Origin of the sequence: Aeromicrobium sp. PE09-221 (assembly GCF_002174305.1) — a bacterium.
GTDB lineage: Bacteria > Actinomycetota > Actinomycetes > Propionibacteriales > Nocardioidaceae > Aeromicrobium.
Genome location: NZ_MIJB01000029.1, coordinates 63665 through 80653, shown reverse-complemented (window position 1 = coordinate 80653; position 16989 = coordinate 63665). Strand labels below are relative to the sequence as shown.

The window sequence follows — 16989 nt, the reverse complement described above, 5'->3', positions numbered from 1 at the left end:
CGAGACCCACCCCGTCAAGGACTCAGGCCAAAAAAATGTGAGATCCATCTCAGTCGCGTGAGCAGGACAGCGCAGTGCCGACCGCCACGGGACGCCCCGCCGCATCGACGGCGCGCAGACGCAGCTCATCACCCGCCCGCCCTCCTTCGATCACGACCGTCTCGCCGGGATAGACCGGCGCGAGGAACCGGGCCGAGAGCGTGCCGTCCGACATCCACTCGGTGCCGAACTCGAGCAACGCCGCATCGGCGAACCAGCAGTAGTAGTGGCTCGAATGGGCCACCGCGTCGGGCAGTCCCGCGCCCCGGGCCACCTCCACGCTCGTGTGCGCATTGGGCGGCGTCGCGAAGTCGACCCCGCGACGCAGCCAGTACTGGCGGTCATACGCACGCTGCATCGGCAGAGAGAACTCGTGGCGCGCGAAGGAGCTCCAGGTCGCCGGCTTCTCCGTGCTCCGGGGCGTTCTCCCCGGAGCCGCGCCGGCCTTCTGCTCCGCCGACGCGGGGGCGGTACCGGCCTCACGATCGATGGCGGCCTTCATGACATGGTCGACGAGCACCCCGTCGGCATCGCTGATCTCATAGGCCGCCACCCAGTAGTCCCGGTCTCGTCGCGTATAGAGGTCGAGAATGCGGCCGGTGGCCACCAGCGACTGATCGAGCGGGATCGGCCGCAAACAGCGGGTCTCGTGCGAGGCATGCAGGCCCGTCCCCATGGGCGCGTAGCGCTCCTGGATGAGCCACAGGTAGTCGGTGAGTGTCTGCATAGGGTGGGCCACGCCACCGTCTACCGCGCCGAGCCGGTCGACGACCGCCGGGTCGATCGTGGAACCCTCGAAGAACTCGTGCGCCACCTCGGTGGAGACGACATATTCGAGCGGGCCCAGCTCGTCACCGACGCTCATCTGCTCCCAGCGCAGTACATCCGATGTCGACATCGCTACCTCCGTCAGGTGGCGATTCACCGGCAATCTCGGTATTGCCGACCCTCGGCCACCTGCACTAGGTTACATACCAATCGGTTTGTTTTGTAGGGATCGAGGTTTCATCGTGACCGGTTCAGCCCTCCGCCTCGTCGGTGACATCCTGCGGATCAACGCCCGAACACTGCCTGGACAGCCAGCCCTCACGCACGCCGGCCACACTCTGACCTACGCCGAACTCAACGCCCACGTCAACCGTGTCGCCCACGCCCTCGTCGCTTCGGGTGTCCAGCCGAGCGACCGCGTCGCCGTTCTCGCCAAGAACTCCCTCGCGTACTTCGCGCTGTACTTCGCCACCGCCAAGATCGGCGCGATGTTGGTGCCGCTGAACTACTGGAATCGGGCCGCCCAGCACGCCGCGGTGCTCACCGATGTGACGCCTCGCCTGCTGTTCAACGACCCAGAGTACGCACAGATCGCCAGCGAGGCCCTCGCCCTCGCCGACGAGACCGACCCCCAGCTCATCGAGCTCGACCCCTGGGGGGCCGACCCGGCAGAGGACGACTCACCGTGGCAGCGATTCGTCGGCCAGACCCAGGACACAACCGATCCCGACGTATCGATCGATCCCGCGGAGGGTCATATGATCCTCTACACCTCGGGCACCACAGGTCAGGCCAAGGGGGCCGTGCTGTCGCACGAGCGCACGGTGAGCGACGCCATCTCGATGGCCGCCGTGCTGGGGGTGCGTCAGAGCGATATATACGGCAACTGGTTCACACCCTTCCATGTCGGCAACTGGGATCACCAGAAGTTCTTCCTGGTCATGGGCGCGCATGTCGTGCTCTATCCCCAGTTCGACGCCGCCGTGGCGTTGAAGGCCATCGAACGCCACCGGATCACTGCGCTGCTGACCGTTCCGGTGATGATCCAGCAGATGATGGACCTTCCACGATTCGCCGAGACCGACCTCGCAAGCCTGCGCCTGGTCTACTTCGGGGCCTACGACCCCTCCGGCATCATGGACCGCGCCGCGGCCGCGCTGGGAGCCCACGAGAACAGGATTCAGATGGTCCACTGCTACGGACTGACCGAGGGCGGGTGCATCGTCGCGGCGTGCCCCGCAGACCGGGTCTTGGAAAAGTGGGGAACCATCGGCCGGCCGATCCCTGGAGTGGAAGTGCGCCTGGTGGACGACGGTCGCGCGGTCGGCATCGGCGAGCCCGGCGAGATCCTGGTGCGGGGTCCCATCATGAACGGTTACTGGAACCGTCCGGAGGAGACCCGCGCAACCCTGGCGGACGGATGGCTGCACACAGGAGATGTCGCCGTCGCCGATGCCGAGGGCTTCCTGCGGATCGTCGATCGCAAGAAGGACATGATCCGCAGCGGTGGGCAGAACGTGTACTCCAAGGAGATCGAGGACTGCCTCGCCAACCATCCCGCGATCGCCGAGGCAGCGGTCATCGGCCTGCCCGACCCGGTCTACGAGGAGGCCGTCACCGCCGTCGTGGTCGCTCGCGACAGCGATGTCGACCACGACACCCTGCGCACCGATGTCATGACCTATGTGCGAGAACGCCTTGCCGGCTACAACACCCCGCGGCAGGTGATCATCGTCGACGCCTTGCCGAAAAACACCCTCGGCAAGATCCTCAAGCCCGAGCTGCGGGCGACGTATGGGTCGATGTTCGACAGGTGACACTGGAGACGAACAGCTCCGCGTAGGCCTCACCGACCTGAGTGCCGTCATAGGCCCCGCCGTGGCGGTACCAGTCATCGAGCCGGTGAACAGCGCCGTAGAAGAAGTTCACCATCATGTCAGCTGGAAGATCAGTGCGCAGCGCGCGCTCCGCCTGGCCCTGCTCGATGAGCGCCTTGATGCGCTCGTGATACTCGCGGCGCTGCGCTCGCAGCCGGGTGCGCATACCCTCGGAGACATTGGGCAGCGACTGCCAGAAGACCGTCGCCTCGTCCAAGTGCTCGATACTCGAGCGCACCACCCCGGCCGCCACTGCCCGGAGCTTCTCCACGACGGCGGCGTCCGAGGACGAGACTTCCTCAAGATCACTCAACTGCACGCGAAACATGCGTGCATAGATCTCGTAAAGTACCTCTTCCTTGGAGCTAAAGTGATAGTAGAAGGAACCTTTGGTCACGCCGGCGGCCTCGCACACATCCTGCACGCTGGTCTCACCATAGGAACGCTGAGCGAACAGCGTTGCTGCCGCATCGACGAGAGCCGAACGCGAGTCACGCCTCGCCATGGCCACCCCCGTCGTCGTCACTGCCCACGATAGATCGGCTGGCGCCGCTCCAGGAACGCCGCCATGCCCTCGTGGGTGTCGTCGGAGGCGAACGCTCTCACTGAGGACTCTATCTCAAGGGTGTCTCGGTGAGTCTCGGCCGCATACTGCGCGAAAAGGCTCTTCTTGGTCAGCTCGACGGCCATCGGCGCCAGCGCCGCGAGACTCCCGGCCAGCCTCATGGCCGCCGGAAGGGGCGACCCCTCGGTGGTCACCTCGTTGACCAAACCCAGCTCGAATGCCTCATCGCCAGTAACTATTCGGCTGCGGAGCAGGAAGTCCCTAGCCTGGTCGAACGAGAGATAGCGCAAGATCCGCTGGGTCGGCGCCGCGAAGCCGATCGCCACCTCCGGCAGACCGAAACGGACCCCGGGAGTCGCGACCCGGTAATCGCAAGCCAGCGCGAACTCCGCCGCGTTGCCGATACACGGCCCGCTCAGAGCCGCGACCGTGGCGCAGCCGAGTCGTTCCACCTCGCCGAAGACCGAGTACTCGAGCTCCACGAACTCCCGGAACTGTGCCGGCGACAGTCCGAGTGCGTCGTCGACCGACATACCCGCGCTGAAGCGGTCCTCATTACCGACGAACACGACCGCACGCGGCCGACGCGTACCGAAGCCACGCACCACCTGCTGCAGATCGCGCAGGAGCTCTAGCGTGAACACGTTGAGTTTCTTGCCCGAATCGAAGGTCACGACGGCGACCTCGTCGCCCTCGACTTGGACATGCTCGAACGGTGAAGCCGACATCGTCTCTCCTTCGCGACCGGACCTTGACCTTGCGCAAACAAACCGATTGGTATGTACTCAACCTAGCGATCGGCGGCGAGAGGGTCCACACCATGATCGAGATCCACGACATCTATCCCCAGCGGGTGACGGCGCTGGCCCGAACTCAGCCCGATGCAGAGTTTCTGCGCGATGTCGAAGGCCGCCATCTGACCTACGCCCAGACCGACCGCGCGGCGCTGCGGTGGGCGGCCTTCCTCGATGAGGTCGTCGGCGGGGCGAATCGCACCCTCGCCACCATGCTTCCGACCGGTATCGACTACGTCACCGTGATGCTGGGTTTCGGCCGCAGCCGTGCGACCGAGGTACCGGTCAACACGGCCCTGCGCGGACGCACCCTGCAGCATGTGCTCACCGACTCAGATGCGGCGGCCCTCATACTCGCCGAGCGCTACCTGGGGCTGCTGGAGACGGTACCGGCCAATAGCCTGCCCGAGCAGGTGATCGTCCTCCCCGAGCCGGATCACCCGACCTCCTCATCGTTGCCTGGCTTGCGCTGGCTCCGCGAGCTGCCCGAGCCGGCAGCGGACTTCGTGCCTGCCGAGCCGCGCCCCCAGGACATCGCCTGGATTCTCTACACCTCGGGCACCACTGGGCCCGCCAAGGGTGTCCTGTGCACCTGGGCGCAGACCGCACTCACCGCCACCGGCGTCTTCCCGCTGGACGAGCTCACGTCCGCTGATGTCTATTACACCGCTCTGCCGATGTTCCACGTCGCCGGCCGCATCGGGCCCTACCTGGCCGCGCTTCTGGGCTCACGCTGCGTCATTCGCGAGTCCTTCAACACCGAGCAGTTCTGGTCCGACATCCGCGAGCACGGTTGCACCACCACGCAACTGTTTCCCGCGACCATGCACTTCCTGCACAACCGGCCACCGCTACCGGATGACGCCCGCAATCCCCTGCGCAACGTCCTCCTGGCGCCAGTGACCGCACAATTCGAGGAGTTCAGTGAACGATTCGACCTGCGGATCTGCACGACCTGGAACATGACCGAGACCTCCGCGCCGCTAGTGTCTCGCGGTTTCGCCTTGTCCGGACCTGCGAGCTGCGGCCGGCTCCGCGACGGTTTCGCCGCGCGGATCGCCGACGAGGAGGGTCGGCCGGTTCCCCCGGGTGAGGTCGGCGAGCTGCTGGTGCGCTCGGAGATCCCGCATGCCCTCATGGCGGGATATCTCAACCGGCCGGAGGCCACGATCGAGGCGTGGAAGGACCTGTGGTTCCACACCGGCGATGCGTTCCGCATGGACCCCGAGGGCAATTACTACTACGTCGACCGCCGCAAGGACGCCCTGCGCCGTCGTGGGGAGAACATCTCTTCCCTCGACGTGGAGCTCGACGTACTGACGCACCCGGATGTCCAACAGGCCGCCGTCATTGGTGTGCCCTCCGACCAGGGCGAGGACGAGGTGATGCTGTGCGCGGTGTTACGCAAGGGGTCGACGCTGGACGAGCAGGAGCTGAGCGACTTCCTCGAACCCCTCATGCCGCGATTCATGCTCCCGGAGTACATCGAGTTCTTCGAGGAGCTGCCGCAGACGCCTACCTTCCGCGTGCAGAAACATCAACTGCGTGCCCGCGGCGTCCGGCCGACGACCTGGAGAAGGCCGCGACGGCGCTGAGCCATCCTCCGCTCCGGGGATTCAGAGATCAGCAGGGCATCCCTAGCGCAGCGGCGATCCTTCGTCGGCGCGCGGTGGCCGAGCCGAAGAGCGCCGCCGATGAGGTGGCCCGACGGAAGTACCAATGGGCCGGATGCTCCCATGTGAACCCGATACCCCCATGCACCTGGATCATCTCCTTCGCGACCCACGAGAACGCGTCGCCGCTGTAGGCCGCAGCCACGTCGACCGCGCGCGACGCCTGAGGATTCGCCTGGTCCAGCGCGAAAGCGGCAGCATAGACGGCCGATCGTGCCGACTCCACCCGGAGCAGCATATCGGCACACTTGTGCTTGATCGCCTGGAACGAGCCGATGGGCCGGCCGAACTGATGGCGCGTCCGGGCGTACTCGACTGACAGGTCCATACACCGTTCCGCTGCCCCGACCTGCTCGGCGGCCAGCAACAGCGCGGCATCGTCGAGGCCGCGCCGGATCGCCGGCCAGGCGGTGCCCTCGTGACCGACCAGCCGCCCATCGACATCGTGCATCACGACGGTCGCCAGCCGACGGGTGGGATCCAAGCTTCTCGCGCGCTGACGGTCGAGACCACGGGCATCCGGCTCGACCTCGAACAGGGAGATGCCCGATGTCGTGCGGGCGGCCACCAACAGGAGCGGCGCGAGATCGCCGTCGAGCACGAATCGGACCGTACCGCTCAATCGGAACGTGTCGTCACCACCCCCCTCGGCGCGCACCGAGACCGCGTCCTCGCTCCAGTCACCCGAGCTCACCGTCACGGCGAGCGCCGCGAAGTCACCCGAGGACACCAACCGCGGGACCAGGCAGGTGTTCACCTCGGTATCGCCGAGGCGCAGCAGCACGCTAGTGGCGAGACCCGCCGAACCGAGGAAGGGAGACGGCAGCAGGCAACGGCCCATCTCCTCCATGACCAGCACGAGCTCGATCAAGCCTGCCCCGGACCCGCCGAACTCCTCGGGGACGGCCAGACCAGGCAGGCCGAACTCGGCGTCCAGTCGTCTCCACATGGCCGGATCAAATCCGGCCTCCCCCTCGTAGAAATCGCGGACATAGCTTTCGGGTACCGCCTTGTCGAAGAAGCGCCGCATCGTCTGCTGAAAAACCCTGTGCTCCTGGCTGAGCACTTGGTCATCGGTCATCGTCATCGTGGAAGTCCCAACACACGCTCGGCACAGATATTGCGCTGAATCTCCGAGGTGCCGCCGACGAGCGTGTCCGACCGGGAGTGCAGCAAAGTGCCGATCCACGCTCCGCTGCTGATCGGCGCACCGGGGTAGTCGGCCGTATACGGCAGGAACGGACCCTGGCGCCCTTCGACGACCATGGCCTCGGGCCCCAGCAGGTTAATCGCGAGCTCGGCGAGATCGCGATGGTATTCGCTCCAGGCGAGCTTGATGAGCTGACTCTCCCGGCCGGGCGGCCCACCCTGCGAAATCTGCGCCTTGACCCTGCGTCCGAGGCTGGCCAGCACACTCAGCTGCGTGTAGGCCTGAGCGATCTGGTCACGCACCAGCGCATCCCTTCCGAGGCCGCGCCGCTCGACCAGCGCCAACAGCCGCTCGAACTCCTGCTCGTACTGGATGGGCAAGGTCGCCGCGACATGGCTGCGCTCATAGGACAGCAGCGTCATCGCGACCTTCCATCCCGCGCCGACCGGGCCGAGGACATTCTCCCGGTGAGTCACCGCATCGGTGAAGAAGACCTCGTTGAACTCGCGTTCTCCCGACAGCATCGTGATCGGGCGAACCTCCACGCCAGGCTGGTCCATCGGCACCAACACGAAACTCATGCCGTGGTGAGCGCTCTCCTCCCGCGAGGTGCGCGCCAGCACGAAGATCCAGTCCGCCACCTGCGCGGACGAGGTCCACACCTTCTGCCCATCGACATGCCAGAACTCGCCGTCGGCGACCGCGCGGGTACTCAGCGAGCCGAGATCTGAGCCGGAGTCCGGCTCGGAGAAGCCCTGACACCATCGATCCTCTCCCCTTAGGATGCGCGGCAGGAAATGCGCCTTTTGCGCTTCCGATCCCCACTCAAGCAGGGTGGGACCGAGCATCTGCATGCCCATCGGGTCCCAGGGGGCGCCCCCTGGGACCTTGGCACGGGCCAGTTCCTCGGCGAGGACGATCTCCTCGGCATGGGAGAGGCCCCCACCGCCGTACTCCCGCGGCCAGGACAGTCCCAGCAGTCCGGCCGTCGCCAGCGTGTCGCGCCACTGGGTAACGAAGGCGTCCACGTCGCCGACCGGTAGGGCGCCGACCCCCTTCCATCCCCGCGGAAGCAGTCGGGCGATGAATGCCCGCACGTCCTCACGGAATGTGGAGGCCCGCCACTCCCGGCTCATGACGGTGGCCCCGGATCGAAACGCGCAGGCCGCCGTTCGAGGAAGGCCGCCACCCCCTCGCGCACATCGGGACTTTCGTTGCCGATCGTCACCGCCAGCTCGGTGAACGAGAGCGTCTCGTCCAGGCTCGCCCGTTCAGCGAACCGCATCATCCGCTTGGCCAGCCGGGAGGCCAGCGGTGCCGCAACGGCCATCGCCGTGGCCATCGCCATGACCGTGTCGACGAGCTCGCGACGTGGCACCACCTGGGTGACGAGGCCGAGTTCGCACGCGGTGTCCGCATCGTAGATCTGCGACTCGAGCACCATTCGCAGCGCGAGGTCCGGTCGCATGAAGCGGGAGAACAGCCAGGCACCGCCCTCATCGGGTAATAGGGCGAAGCGCAGGCTGGCGTCGCCGAGGCGCGCCTGCTCTGAGGCTATCCGCACATCACACAGGAGGGCCAGTGTCAGCCCCCCGGAGACGGCCGGGCCGTCGATCATCGCGATCGTCGGTTTGTCGACTCGATGCAGAGCCCGCACGACCGCGTGCATGCTCTCGCGCATCGCCATCCCGTGGCCCAGCTCGCGCCCGGACGCCCCCTCCCAGTAGCGATCGGGGTCGGACTCCACATCGCCACCAGCGCAGAAGGCCTGCCCTGCCCCGGTCAGCACGAGCACCCGTTGAACATCATCGGCCATGAAATCGGCCAGTGCGGTGCACAGTTCCTGACACATCTGCCAGGTATAGGCGTTTTTCTTCTCGGGGCGGTTCAACGTGAGGACGGTGACGCCGCCCTCCCCCGGCTCACACCGGATGGTGTCGTAGGGCGAGGTCACGACCACAGCTCCCGGTTCACGGCGGGGAAGCGCGGCGCTCTCCGCTCGAGGAAGGATTGGACGCCCTCGGTGAGATCGGGCTGCTCGAAGGACATCTGGATGTAGTCCTCGGCGCGATCCAGCGATCCACGCAGGTCACCGGTCATGTCCAGCGAGAGCTGTCGCTTGGCGGCGGCCATCGAGAACGGCGAGCAGTTGGCCGCGAGATCCTCCGCATACGCCCGCACGGCCGCCTCGAAGTCCGCCCGCGGGTACGTCGCTGAGACCAGGCCGATCCGCAACGCGTGTTTGGCATCGAAGACCCGGCCCGAGAGCAGCAGCTCGCTGGCGTGCCCACGTCCGACCGTGCGCTGCAGCAGATACGCCTCACCGTGCTCGGCCACGAGGCCGCGCCGGGAGTAGGCGGTCGTGAAGCGTGCATCGTCCACGCACACCCGGACATCCGCCAATAGGGTGAGCCCGAGCGCGAGGCCGGCTGCCGACCCGTTGATCGCCGCCACGACCGGCTTGACGACCGAACTCGGGTCGGTCAACGGGTGTAGCCGACCACCGAGCGCTTCCCTTGCGGCCGCGGCATCGGTCATCGTGCCCAGCAGTTCGACATCCGCGCCGACACAGAACTTCCGGCCTGCACCCGTCAGTACGATCACTCGGACCTCGGGATCGGCCTCCGCCCGCGTCAGGCAGGCCGCGCACTCGTCGTCCATCCGCATGGTCCACGCATTGCCCCGGTCCGGACGGTTCAACCTGATCCACGCGACGCCGGACGCGACCTCATACGCGACGACGCTCTCATCGTCACCCATCGATCTGATCCTCCTTGAGCAGGAACTTGCGGATCTTTCCCGAGGCCGTTCGCGGCAGCGGTTCATCACGCAGCCGCCACTGCCGGGGCACCTTGTAATTCGAGACGTGTTCCTTCAACGTTGTGCGCAGGAGGCCGAGGTCGACCTCGGCTCCAGGCTCTGGCACCACGAAGGCGCACCCCACCTCGCCGTACTTCTCATCCGGGACCCCGATGATCGCGCTCTCGGCGACCCCGGGGAAGTCGGTGATGATCCGCTCGACCTCAGCCGGATACACGTTCAGGCCCCCGGTGATTAGCATGTCCTTGGACCGGCCGGCGATGTACAGATAGCCGTCCTCGTCGACGTACCCGCGGTCCCCGGTCTGCAACCAGCCGTCGACGATCGTCTCAGTGGTCTCCCGATCGCGTTGGAAGTAGCCGATCATCGTGGCAGGTGACCGCGATACGATCGCCCCCTCCACGCCGGTGGGCGTCTCCTGACCGTGTTCGTCGACCACGCGCAGCTCGCACAGGGAGGTGGATTTACCTGCCGATCCGGTCTTGGTACGTGCCTCGTCGGCCATCAGCACGGAGGTGAAGATCGGGAACTCCGACTGCCCGTAGCCTTGCAGAACCGCGCAGCCCGGCACCCGCTCCGCGAGCTCGTCGAGAGTCTCGGCCGTGATCGGTTCGGCTCCGGTCATCACCACACGCAGGCTCGACACATCGTGACGTTCGAGGGCATCGGATGCGAGGAGGAGCCTCATGACCGACGGTGCGAGCACGATGATGGTGGCCTTCTCCCTCTCGATGGAGGCGCACAACGCATCGCAGTCCAAGGCACGACTCGGGTTCAACACGATCGTGGCACCGATCCACAGACCCGACAGCAGATAGTCGTGGAGCCCGGCGGCCCAGCACAGCGCGGGCACGGACAGGTAGACGTCATCGCGACGCATGTCGAGGTCATACGGCTGGGTCACGGTATTGAACAGCAGGCCACCATGGGTGTGGATCGCAGCCTTCGGAAATCCCGTCGTCCCGGAGGTGTACTGAAAGAGAACGGGCTCGTCGAGCCCCACCAGGACATCGACTCCTGCCGGGTCGCCGCCCGCGAGCAGCTCGTCGAAGTCGAGCTCCCCCTCGTGCAGCCCGCCCTGTTCAACTCCTGTCACCACGACGCGCACCTGGGTCTCGGACTCGACGGGACGATACGTGTCGAGCAGGTCCTCCTCGATGAACAGCCAATCGACCTCGCAGTCGGCCAGCGCGTGCCGCAACTCGGGGGGCTTGAAGAAGTAGTTGATCGGCACGACTGCTCCGCCGAGCCGAACCACCGCGAAGAACGCCTCCAACCACTCGATGCGATTCTTAGACAATATCGCCATCCGCTGACCTCGCTCGAAACCCTGCCGCTCGAGCGCCGAAGCGAGCCGGTTCACACGGTCATCGAGTTCGGCATAGGTCAGGCGCCGGTCCCCGAAGACCACCGCGATTTTGTCGGGATTCCCTCGCGACAGGCGGTTCTTTCGGATGATGTTGCCGATGGTGTACCCAGCCATACCTGCTCACTTTCTCTTCTAATACGGCAGACGAGATACCTTCGCGCGCCTGTCCATGTGACCACTTACCGACCTGTGAACCGAGGCTGCCGCTTCTCGCGGAACGCCGTCACGCCCTCGACGACATCGTGCGAGTCGTTGACCAACGCAACCGCCACCTGGGCATCCTCGATCGATTCCTCGAACCTCAGGCTCAACGCCCGGCGCATCATCCGCTTGGAGATGCGCACGGCGAGGGGTGCCTCCTGGGCGAGCCGGTGGGCGATCTCGTCGGCCCTTGCCTCGAGCTCAGCATCCGGCACCACCTCATCGACGAGCCCCAGTTCCTGAGCGCGACCGGCCGGATAGACCTCACTGAACCACGTCATCCGCTGAGCTTGGCGGTACCCCATGGTCCGTGGGAAGAGCCACGCTCCGCCCTCGTCGGGTAGATAGCCGAAACGCCCGCTGGTGTCGCCGAGGCGAGCCGACTCGGCTGCGATGCGAAGGTCGCATAGCAGTGCCAATGTCAGCCCTCCGGCGACCGCCGGGCCGTTGATGGCGCCGACGATAGGCTTGTCGAAGTTCCACATCGCGATGGTGGCCTCGTGGATGCTTTCGCTCATGGTCACCCACCAGCCGAGCTGCCGGCTGGCGACCTTCTTGGGTGTCTCCGGCTCGAACACGTCCCCACCGGAACAGAATGCGCGGCCAGCGCCGGTCAACCGCACCACTCGCACCTCGTCATCGCGTGCCGCCTGATGGATGACATCGCGCAGCGCCTCGGCCATCTCCGCCGTGTAGGCATTGAGCACCTCGGGCCGGTTGAGGGTGATCCGCAACACACCGTCTTCGGGTCTGCTGACCATCAGGTGGGTAGTCGAAAGTTGATAGTTCACAGGACACTCCTCGTCGTCGTTCCTCTTATCCGGGGGTCGAGCGCGCTCGCACGAAGGCGCGCGCCGCGGCAGCCGCCTCATCCGATCGCGCGCCATCGATGTGACGCGGGCTCTCGGCCGCCAGCGCCTCACCGAAGGGCACTATCGCGTCGGCCAGGTTGGCTTTGATCCCAGCGACGGCCATGGACGGCAGAGCTGCCTTGACCTGGCAGAAGCGCGTCAGCTCCGTCGCGAACCCCGCCGAAGGCACCAGTACGCTTGCGATCCCCAGTTTCATGGCCCGTTCCGCCTCGATCCGTGGGTCCTCGAGGAGGATGCTGCGGGCCGGACCGTCGCCCAACAACCGGCTCAATGTCCACGCGAGACCAAAGTCGCCCGACATGCCGGCGCTGACGAAGGCCGACTTGAACACCGCCCTATCGGAGATCACCCGGAAGTCGGCCGCCATCGCCAACCCCATGCCGGCACCCGCGCAGGCGCCGTCGACCGCCGCGACGGTGATCTTCGGCATCTCGCGCAGAAGCTGGCTGGAGGTCGAGTGCCGCAGCAGACGCTCGATCTGAACGTCTCGATCGCCGTTGGCGAAGGGGACGCCCGCCAGCTCCTCCAGATCGGCGCCGACACTGAAATGTCCACCCGCCCCCTGAACTACCACGAGGCGCACGTCGGGACGCCGCGACTGTTCTTCGAGGGTCTGGTGCAACTGGTCCAATAGCGGGGTTGACAAGGCGTTGCGCCTCTCCGGGCGGTTCAAAGTCACCCAACCGATGCCCTCACGCACCTCGGTCTCCACCTCAGACATCCGCCGTCTCCCACGATCTGTCGAGCACCCGCGCACCCAGCTCGACGAGCGCCTCCTCCGTGCCGAGTGCCAGCAGTCGGCGCAGCTGGAAGCGCCGGTAGAAGTAGGGCGCATCGTGCTCCCACGTGGCCCCCATCCCCCCGTGCACGAAGATATTCGAACTTGTGGCGTGCTGCTGAGCCCGATCACCGGCCACCCTCGCCGCGACGCCAGCGAGCATCGTGTCGTCGAGGTCCTCGTTCCACGCGTCGGCGAACCAGGTCGTGCAGTTCTCGGTCATCTCCACCAGCCGGAGCATCTCGACCAGGCGATGTTTAATGGCTTGGAAGGATCCGATCGTCCGTCCGAAGGCGTACCGCTCACGCGCATGTGCCAGCGACATCTCCAGACAACGCCGCGTGATGCCGATGCCCTCCGCACCCAGCATCGCCTGGTGCAGTGCCCAGGATCGGGCCAGTTCGTCTTCGGCTAGCTCGAGAGGTGTCGCCGGTGCGTCACCTAGCCGTACATGTGCGAGGTCGGTCGTGTGGTCGAACCGCACGACCGAGGTGAGGGTGACACCAGGGTCGCCCGGGCTCACCCGGAAGGCTGTTGGAGTCTCCCCTTCGAGGGCGATGAGCACGAGAGCATCGGCTCTGCTGGCTCCCGCTACCCAGCGCAGGGTGCCATCGATGCTCCAGCCATCGTTACGGCGAGCCGCCTTCGGCAGCGGCGCGCGCTCACCGGCAGCTCCCTGCAACCAGGGCTCCCCCGCGATGACGGGCGGCCGCGCCGGAGCGAAGGCCAGCTGCGCCGCATCGGCGACCAACTGGTCCAGGTCGGGTTCTCCCGCCGCCTCGAGCAACCTCAGACCCCCCCAGTGCGAGGGCAGGCAGATCGGTGCCAGAGATCGCGCACACTCCTCGAGGCACACGATAGCCTCGGCGGGCCCGAATCCAAGACCTCCATGCTGCTCGGCGACCAGCGCGGCGGGGAGGTCGAGACTTCGCGCCAGCTCCCAGCAGGAGCCCACCACCCCCGTGTCAGTGTCCTCGCGGGCGGACGCCACGAAATCGCTGCGTGACATCGCCGCGGTGATCGCCGCTCGCAGCTCGGCAAGCAGGTCGCCGGCTTCGGTCGTCGTGCCACTCATGCCGCACCACCGGCGAGGAGGCTCGAGAAGGGCACGTTCTTGTCAGGCCTCGGCTCGGGAGGCAGTCCGAGCACCCGCTCGCCGATATTGTTGCGGAGCACTTCCTCGGTTCCGCCCGCCGAACGCATGCCCGGCAGGAACGAGACCGCTTCGGTCCACTCACTGCCGGGTGCCAGCACGTCCGGGCCCAGCAGCTCGCCGAGCAGATCACATCCGCGCATCGCGGCGTTGACGAGCGTCACCTTATTCAGACCCACCGCGGGAGAGGGTGCCTCGCCGTCGCGCAGTCGCTTGACCATCTGGGCGCTGCCTTCCGCGACGGCGAGCAGTTCGACGGCGATATCTCCGAGCCTATGCAGCGCGTCACGATCGTGACGCAGATCGGGGCGGGCACGCAGCGCATTCGCGAAGCGCTCGATGCGAAGGTTCATGCCTTCGCCGCTCAGCGCCATGCTCGACCGCTCGAACATCAGGGCGCGCATCGCTACGGCCCAGCCATGTCCGACGCCGCCGATGACATTGGCGTCGGGGACCTCGACGTCATCGAGGAAAACCTCGTTGAACTCCGCCTTACCCGAGATCTGCCGCAGTCCCCGGACGCTCACTCCCGGCGCGTCCATCGGGATCACGATGAGCGTGAGACCGGCATGTTTGGGGACATCGGGATCGGTCCGGACCAGTGCGGCACCGAAGGAGGCGAACTGCGCATTGGTCGTCCAGACTTTCTGTCCGTTGACGACCCACGTCCCCTGCTCGGTATGGCGGGCGCGGGTGCGGACGCCGGCCAGGTCGGAGCCGGCGGCCGGCTCCGAGAAGAGCTGGCACCACAGTTCCTCTCCTCGCAGGATGCCCGGCAGGTAGCGCTGCTTCTGCTCCGATCCGGCTTCGAGGACGAAGGTCGGCCCGAAGATCTCCATGCCGAGGACGTCGAAGACCCCTGGCACGCCGGCGCGCTCGATCTCCTCCTGCGCGATCGCGGCCTCCCGATGTCCGAGACCGCCCCCGCCATACTCCCTCGGCCACATCACGCCGAGCAGTCCGGCCTCGACGAGCCGGGTCTGCCAGGCGATGAGTTCGTCCCGGTCGCCAGTCGTCGGCGCTTGAGAGGAGTGCTCGGCCAGCCAACGGCGTGCCGCCGCACGAAATCCATCGTCCGCCGCCGTCTCCGGGTTCAGTTGCGGGTCTCGCACATCGCCACCTAGTCAATCGATTGATCAATTGATGTCATTATTGGCCTCGCTCCCACTGACGTCAAGGGAGTTTCCGGCCGTCGGATTCGAGCGATGCGTCGCCCGATAGGCAATACCGGCCTGCACTCGCCTATAGAGTGGGCCCGTGAGCCAGAAGCCGACAGGGGACGCCCCCGCGGTTACGACCGATTGGGAACTCAAACGGCAGCACATCCTGCGATGCGCTGCCGAGGTCTTCCTGCGTCGGGGATACGAACGCGGAACCACCAAAGAGGTCGCCCAGCTCGCCGGCCTGAGTCAGCCCTCGATCTATCACTACGTGGGCTCGAAGGCCGACCTTCTCTCAGCTCTGGCCGAGCATGCCGGGCGAGTCCTGTCCGACGGCCTCGACGAGGCCATCGCGTCCACCGATGAGCCCGTCGATCGGTTGAAGGCGATCATCCGCAACTTCATCATGGGGCAGATCGAGAACATCGGAGCATGGACCTTGTACTGGGAGGAGCACCACTCCATCCCGGCGGCCACTGCACTGACCATGAATACCTCGAAGGCGCGCTTTGTCCACCGCATCGACGATGTGGTCAAGCAATGCCAACAGTGTGGTGCCTTGCCCGATGACACCCCCTCGGGCATCCTCACCGAGATCATGCTCGGCGCGATCGCCAATATCTATCGCTGGTATCGCAACGACGGACGGTATCCGGATGAGCAGATCGTGACCGGCGCCTACTCGCTGTTCGGCCTCACGAAGGTCGGCACGAGCGACGAATGAGGGCGGCCTCTCTCAGTCGTCCTCGTGATCGCGTAGCTCGAGGCCGATCTGCTCGGCGTCGAGGCGGTTCAGCTGTTCTTCGATGACCTGCGAGCTGAAGGTGCCGATGTCGATCAGCCGCAGCAACTCGGCGCGATCGGCGTCGATGAGCGCCAACCGCATCCGGCGGACCTGGGCGATGTCGAAGGCCGGCTCGGCGCTCTCCTGCGCCTCCATCATCCTGCGCAGGCGCTCGATCATCGCGCCGTCCAGGATGCTGTCATCGAGTCGCTCCTGTTCCTCGAGCCATGCGCGAGAGGTGGTGCGCAGATGTGATCGGAGTTCGTCGCGCTCTCGCTCCGTAGCACCGGGATCGCCGCCGCTGAGGCCCAGCCGGCCGACGAGCCAGGGCAGCGTGCCGCCCTGGATGATCAACGTCCCGACCGCCACCACGAAAGCGATGAGCACCAAGAGCGAGCGTTGCGGCGTCTCCGCCGGGAGGGTCTGAGCCGCGGCCAGGGTGACTGCACCGCGCATGCCGGCCCAGACGAGCACCACGGCCGCGCGGCGACCGAACTGCGCCTCGGTGAAGTAGTCGAGGTCAGCGAGCTTCTGATTCAGCATCCACCCGATCCGCTCCGAGCGCGGGTGGTCCGGTGCCGCGGCGACCCGCCCCTGGGCCTCGTTGATCCGCTCGCGCAGTTCGGGAAAACGCCGCCGACGCCGGCCCATCCACCAGATCAGCGGGCCGACGAAGCCGGACCGGAGCACCAGGACCAGGACCACCACAATCGAGGCGTAGACGAGGGCCTGCCAGGGATTGCCGCGCTGCTCCTGCACATCGCGCACGATCGCCTCGAGCTCGAGGCCAATCAGCAGGAAGACGGCGCTCTCCAGCACGAACTCCAGTGTGCCCCAGACCGCCCGCTCGGTCGTCCGGTCCTGAGCAGTGAGCCGGCGAGGCGATCCGTGTCCGGCGACGAGACCTGCGACCACCGCGGCGACGAGCCCCGAAGCGTCCAGATGCTCGGCCGGGAGATAGGCCGCGAAGGGCGCCACGGATGGTG

General features: G+C 66.3%; 16 protein-coding genes. 3 read left to right on the top strand and 13 right to left on the bottom strand.

The features are described from left to right. Window positions 1-49 precede the first annotated feature (49 nt). Window positions 50-937 (bottom strand): MaoC family dehydratase, encoded by an 888-nt coding sequence (locus BHE97_RS16210; protein WP_140400202.1) that lies wholly within the window; start codon window positions 935-937, stop codon window positions 50-52. Between the two features lie 112 nt (window positions 938-1049). On the opposite strand from BHE97_RS16210, the gene BHE97_RS16205 reads away from it, so the two are divergent. Then, on the top strand, window positions 1050-2624 hold the full coding sequence (locus tag BHE97_RS16205; protein WP_170931465.1) for an AMP-binding protein: 1575 nt from the start codon (window positions 1050-1052) through the stop codon (window positions 2622-2624). On the opposite strand, the gene BHE97_RS16200 is transcribed toward BHE97_RS16205, so the two are convergent. Both BHE97_RS16200 and BHE97_RS16195 read right to left on the bottom strand, forming a co-directional pair. Next, window positions 2578-3189, bottom strand: coding sequence for a TetR/AcrR family transcriptional regulator (locus BHE97_RS16200; RefSeq protein WP_140400200.1), 612 nt, complete (start codon window positions 3187-3189; stop codon window positions 2578-2580). The genes BHE97_RS16205 and BHE97_RS16200 overlap by 47 nt on opposite strands. Before the next feature lie 17 nt (window positions 3190-3206). After that, the gene (locus BHE97_RS16195; RefSeq protein WP_087625065.1) at window positions 3207-3977 is read right to left on the bottom strand and encodes an enoyl-CoA hydratase/isomerase family protein; all 771 of its coding nucleotides are present in this window, start codon (window positions 3975-3977) and stop codon (window positions 3207-3209) included. A 92-nt stretch (window positions 3978-4069) separates the two neighbouring features. On the opposite strand from BHE97_RS16195, the gene BHE97_RS16190 reads away from it, so the two are divergent. Further along, the gene (locus BHE97_RS16190) at window positions 4070-5638 is read left to right on the top strand and encodes an AMP-binding protein (RefSeq protein WP_087625064.1); all 1569 of its coding nucleotides are present in this window, start codon (window positions 4070-4072) and stop codon (window positions 5636-5638) included. 28 nt (window positions 5639-5666) lie between these two features. Here the strand turns inward: BHE97_RS16190 and BHE97_RS16185 are convergent, their stop codons facing one another. From BHE97_RS16185 to BHE97_RS16145, 9 genes are all read right to left on the bottom strand, one after another. Continuing rightward, the gene (locus BHE97_RS16185; protein ID WP_087625063.1) at window positions 5667-6797 is read right to left on the bottom strand and encodes an acyl-CoA dehydrogenase family protein; all 1131 of its coding nucleotides are present in this window, start codon (window positions 6795-6797) and stop codon (window positions 5667-5669) included. Window positions 6798-6799: 2 nt separating this feature from the next. Continuing rightward, the gene (locus BHE97_RS16180; protein ID WP_087625062.1) at window positions 6800-8002 is read right to left on the bottom strand and encodes an acyl-CoA dehydrogenase family protein; all 1203 of its coding nucleotides are present in this window, start codon (window positions 8000-8002) and stop codon (window positions 6800-6802) included. Further along, window positions 7999-8820 (bottom strand): enoyl-CoA hydratase-related protein, encoded by an 822-nt coding sequence (locus tag BHE97_RS16175; protein ID WP_170931464.1) that lies wholly within the window; start codon window positions 8818-8820, stop codon window positions 7999-8001. The genes BHE97_RS16180 and BHE97_RS16175 overlap by 4 nt, the downstream gene beginning before the upstream one ends. Next, on the bottom strand, window positions 8817-9626 hold the full coding sequence (locus BHE97_RS16170; protein WP_170931463.1) for an enoyl-CoA hydratase-related protein: 810 nt from the start codon (window positions 9624-9626) through the stop codon (window positions 8817-8819). The genes BHE97_RS16175 and BHE97_RS16170 overlap by 4 nt, the downstream gene beginning before the upstream one ends. Continuing rightward, window positions 9619-11169: an AMP-binding protein gene (locus BHE97_RS16165; protein ID WP_087625060.1), complete on the bottom strand. Its 1551-nt coding sequence runs from the start codon at window positions 11167-11169 to the stop codon at window positions 9619-9621. The genes BHE97_RS16170 and BHE97_RS16165 overlap by 8 nt, the downstream gene beginning before the upstream one ends. A 65-nt stretch (window positions 11170-11234) precedes the next feature. Continuing rightward, on the bottom strand, window positions 11235-12047 hold the full coding sequence (locus tag BHE97_RS16160) for an enoyl-CoA hydratase-related protein (protein ID WP_236757747.1): 813 nt from the start codon (window positions 12045-12047) through the stop codon (window positions 11235-11237). A gap of 25 nt (window positions 12048-12072) precedes the next feature. After that, window positions 12073-12849 (bottom strand): enoyl-CoA hydratase/isomerase family protein, encoded by a 777-nt coding sequence (locus tag BHE97_RS16155; protein WP_170931462.1) that lies wholly within the window; start codon window positions 12847-12849, stop codon window positions 12073-12075. Next, window positions 12842-13981 carry an acyl-CoA dehydrogenase family protein gene (locus tag BHE97_RS16150; protein ID WP_087625058.1) on the bottom strand — a complete coding sequence of 380 codons (1140 nt, stop codon included), beginning with the start codon at window positions 13979-13981 and terminating at the stop codon, window positions 12842-12844. Before BHE97_RS16150 ends, BHE97_RS16155 begins: the two co-directional genes overlap by 8 nt. After that, a complete protein-coding gene (locus BHE97_RS16145; RefSeq protein ID WP_201791486.1) occupies window positions 13978-15171 on the bottom strand; it encodes an acyl-CoA dehydrogenase family protein in 1194 nt (397 codons plus the stop codon). The genes BHE97_RS16150 and BHE97_RS16145 overlap by 4 nt, the downstream gene beginning before the upstream one ends. A gap of 145 nt (window positions 15172-15316) precedes the next feature. On the opposite strand from BHE97_RS16145, the gene BHE97_RS16140 reads away from it, so the two are divergent. Further along, entirely contained in the window at window positions 15317-15943 is a 627-nt protein-coding gene (locus BHE97_RS16140; RefSeq protein WP_087625057.1) for a TetR/AcrR family transcriptional regulator, read from the top strand. Between the two features lie 12 nt (window positions 15944-15955). On the opposite strand, the gene BHE97_RS21025 is transcribed toward BHE97_RS16140, so the two are convergent. Next, window positions 15956-16981, bottom strand: a complete 1026-nt coding sequence (locus tag BHE97_RS21025) for a cation:proton antiporter (RefSeq protein ID WP_272896919.1) — start codon at window positions 16979-16981, stop codon at window positions 15956-15958. Window positions 16982-16989 lie beyond the last annotated feature (8 nt).

What these genes read in the sequence shown, in the direction of transcription:
- BHE97_RS16210 (WP_140400202.1), bottom strand. Translation starts at nt 937, where the DNA reads ATGTCGACATCGGATGTACTGCGCTGGGAGCAGATGAGCGTCGGTGAC.
- BHE97_RS16200 (WP_140400200.1), bottom strand. Translation starts at nt 3,189, where the DNA reads ATGGCGAGGCGTGACTCGCGTTCGGCTCTCGTCGATGCGGCAGCAACG.
- BHE97_RS16195 (WP_087625065.1), bottom strand. Translation starts at nt 3,977, where the DNA reads ATGTCGGCTTCACCGTTCGAGCATGTCCAAGTCGAGGGCGACGAGGTC.
- BHE97_RS16190 (WP_087625064.1), top strand. Translation starts at nt 4,070, where the DNA reads ATGATCGAGATCCACGACATCTATCCCCAGCGGGTGACGGCGCTGGCC.
- BHE97_RS16185 (WP_087625063.1), bottom strand. Translation starts at nt 6,797, where the DNA reads ATGACCGATGACCAAGTGCTCAGCCAGGAGCACAGGGTTTTTCAGCAG.
- BHE97_RS16180 (WP_087625062.1), bottom strand. Translation starts at nt 8,002, where the DNA reads ATGAGCCGGGAGTGGCGGGCCTCCACATTCCGTGAGGACGTGCGGGCA.
- BHE97_RS16170 (WP_170931463.1), bottom strand. Translation starts at nt 9,626, where the DNA reads ATGGGTGACGATGAGAGCGTCGTCGCGTATGAGGTCGCGTCCGGCGTC.
- BHE97_RS16165 (WP_087625060.1), bottom strand. Translation starts at nt 11,169, where the DNA reads ATGGCTGGGTACACCATCGGCAACATCATCCGAAAGAACCGCCTGTCG.
- BHE97_RS16155 (WP_170931462.1), bottom strand. Translation starts at nt 12,849, where the DNA reads ATGTCTGAGGTGGAGACCGAGGTGCGTGAGGGCATCGGTTGGGTGACT.
- BHE97_RS16150 (WP_087625058.1), bottom strand. Translation starts at nt 13,981, where the DNA reads ATGAGTGGCACGACGACCGAAGCCGGCGACCTGCTTGCCGAGCTGCGA.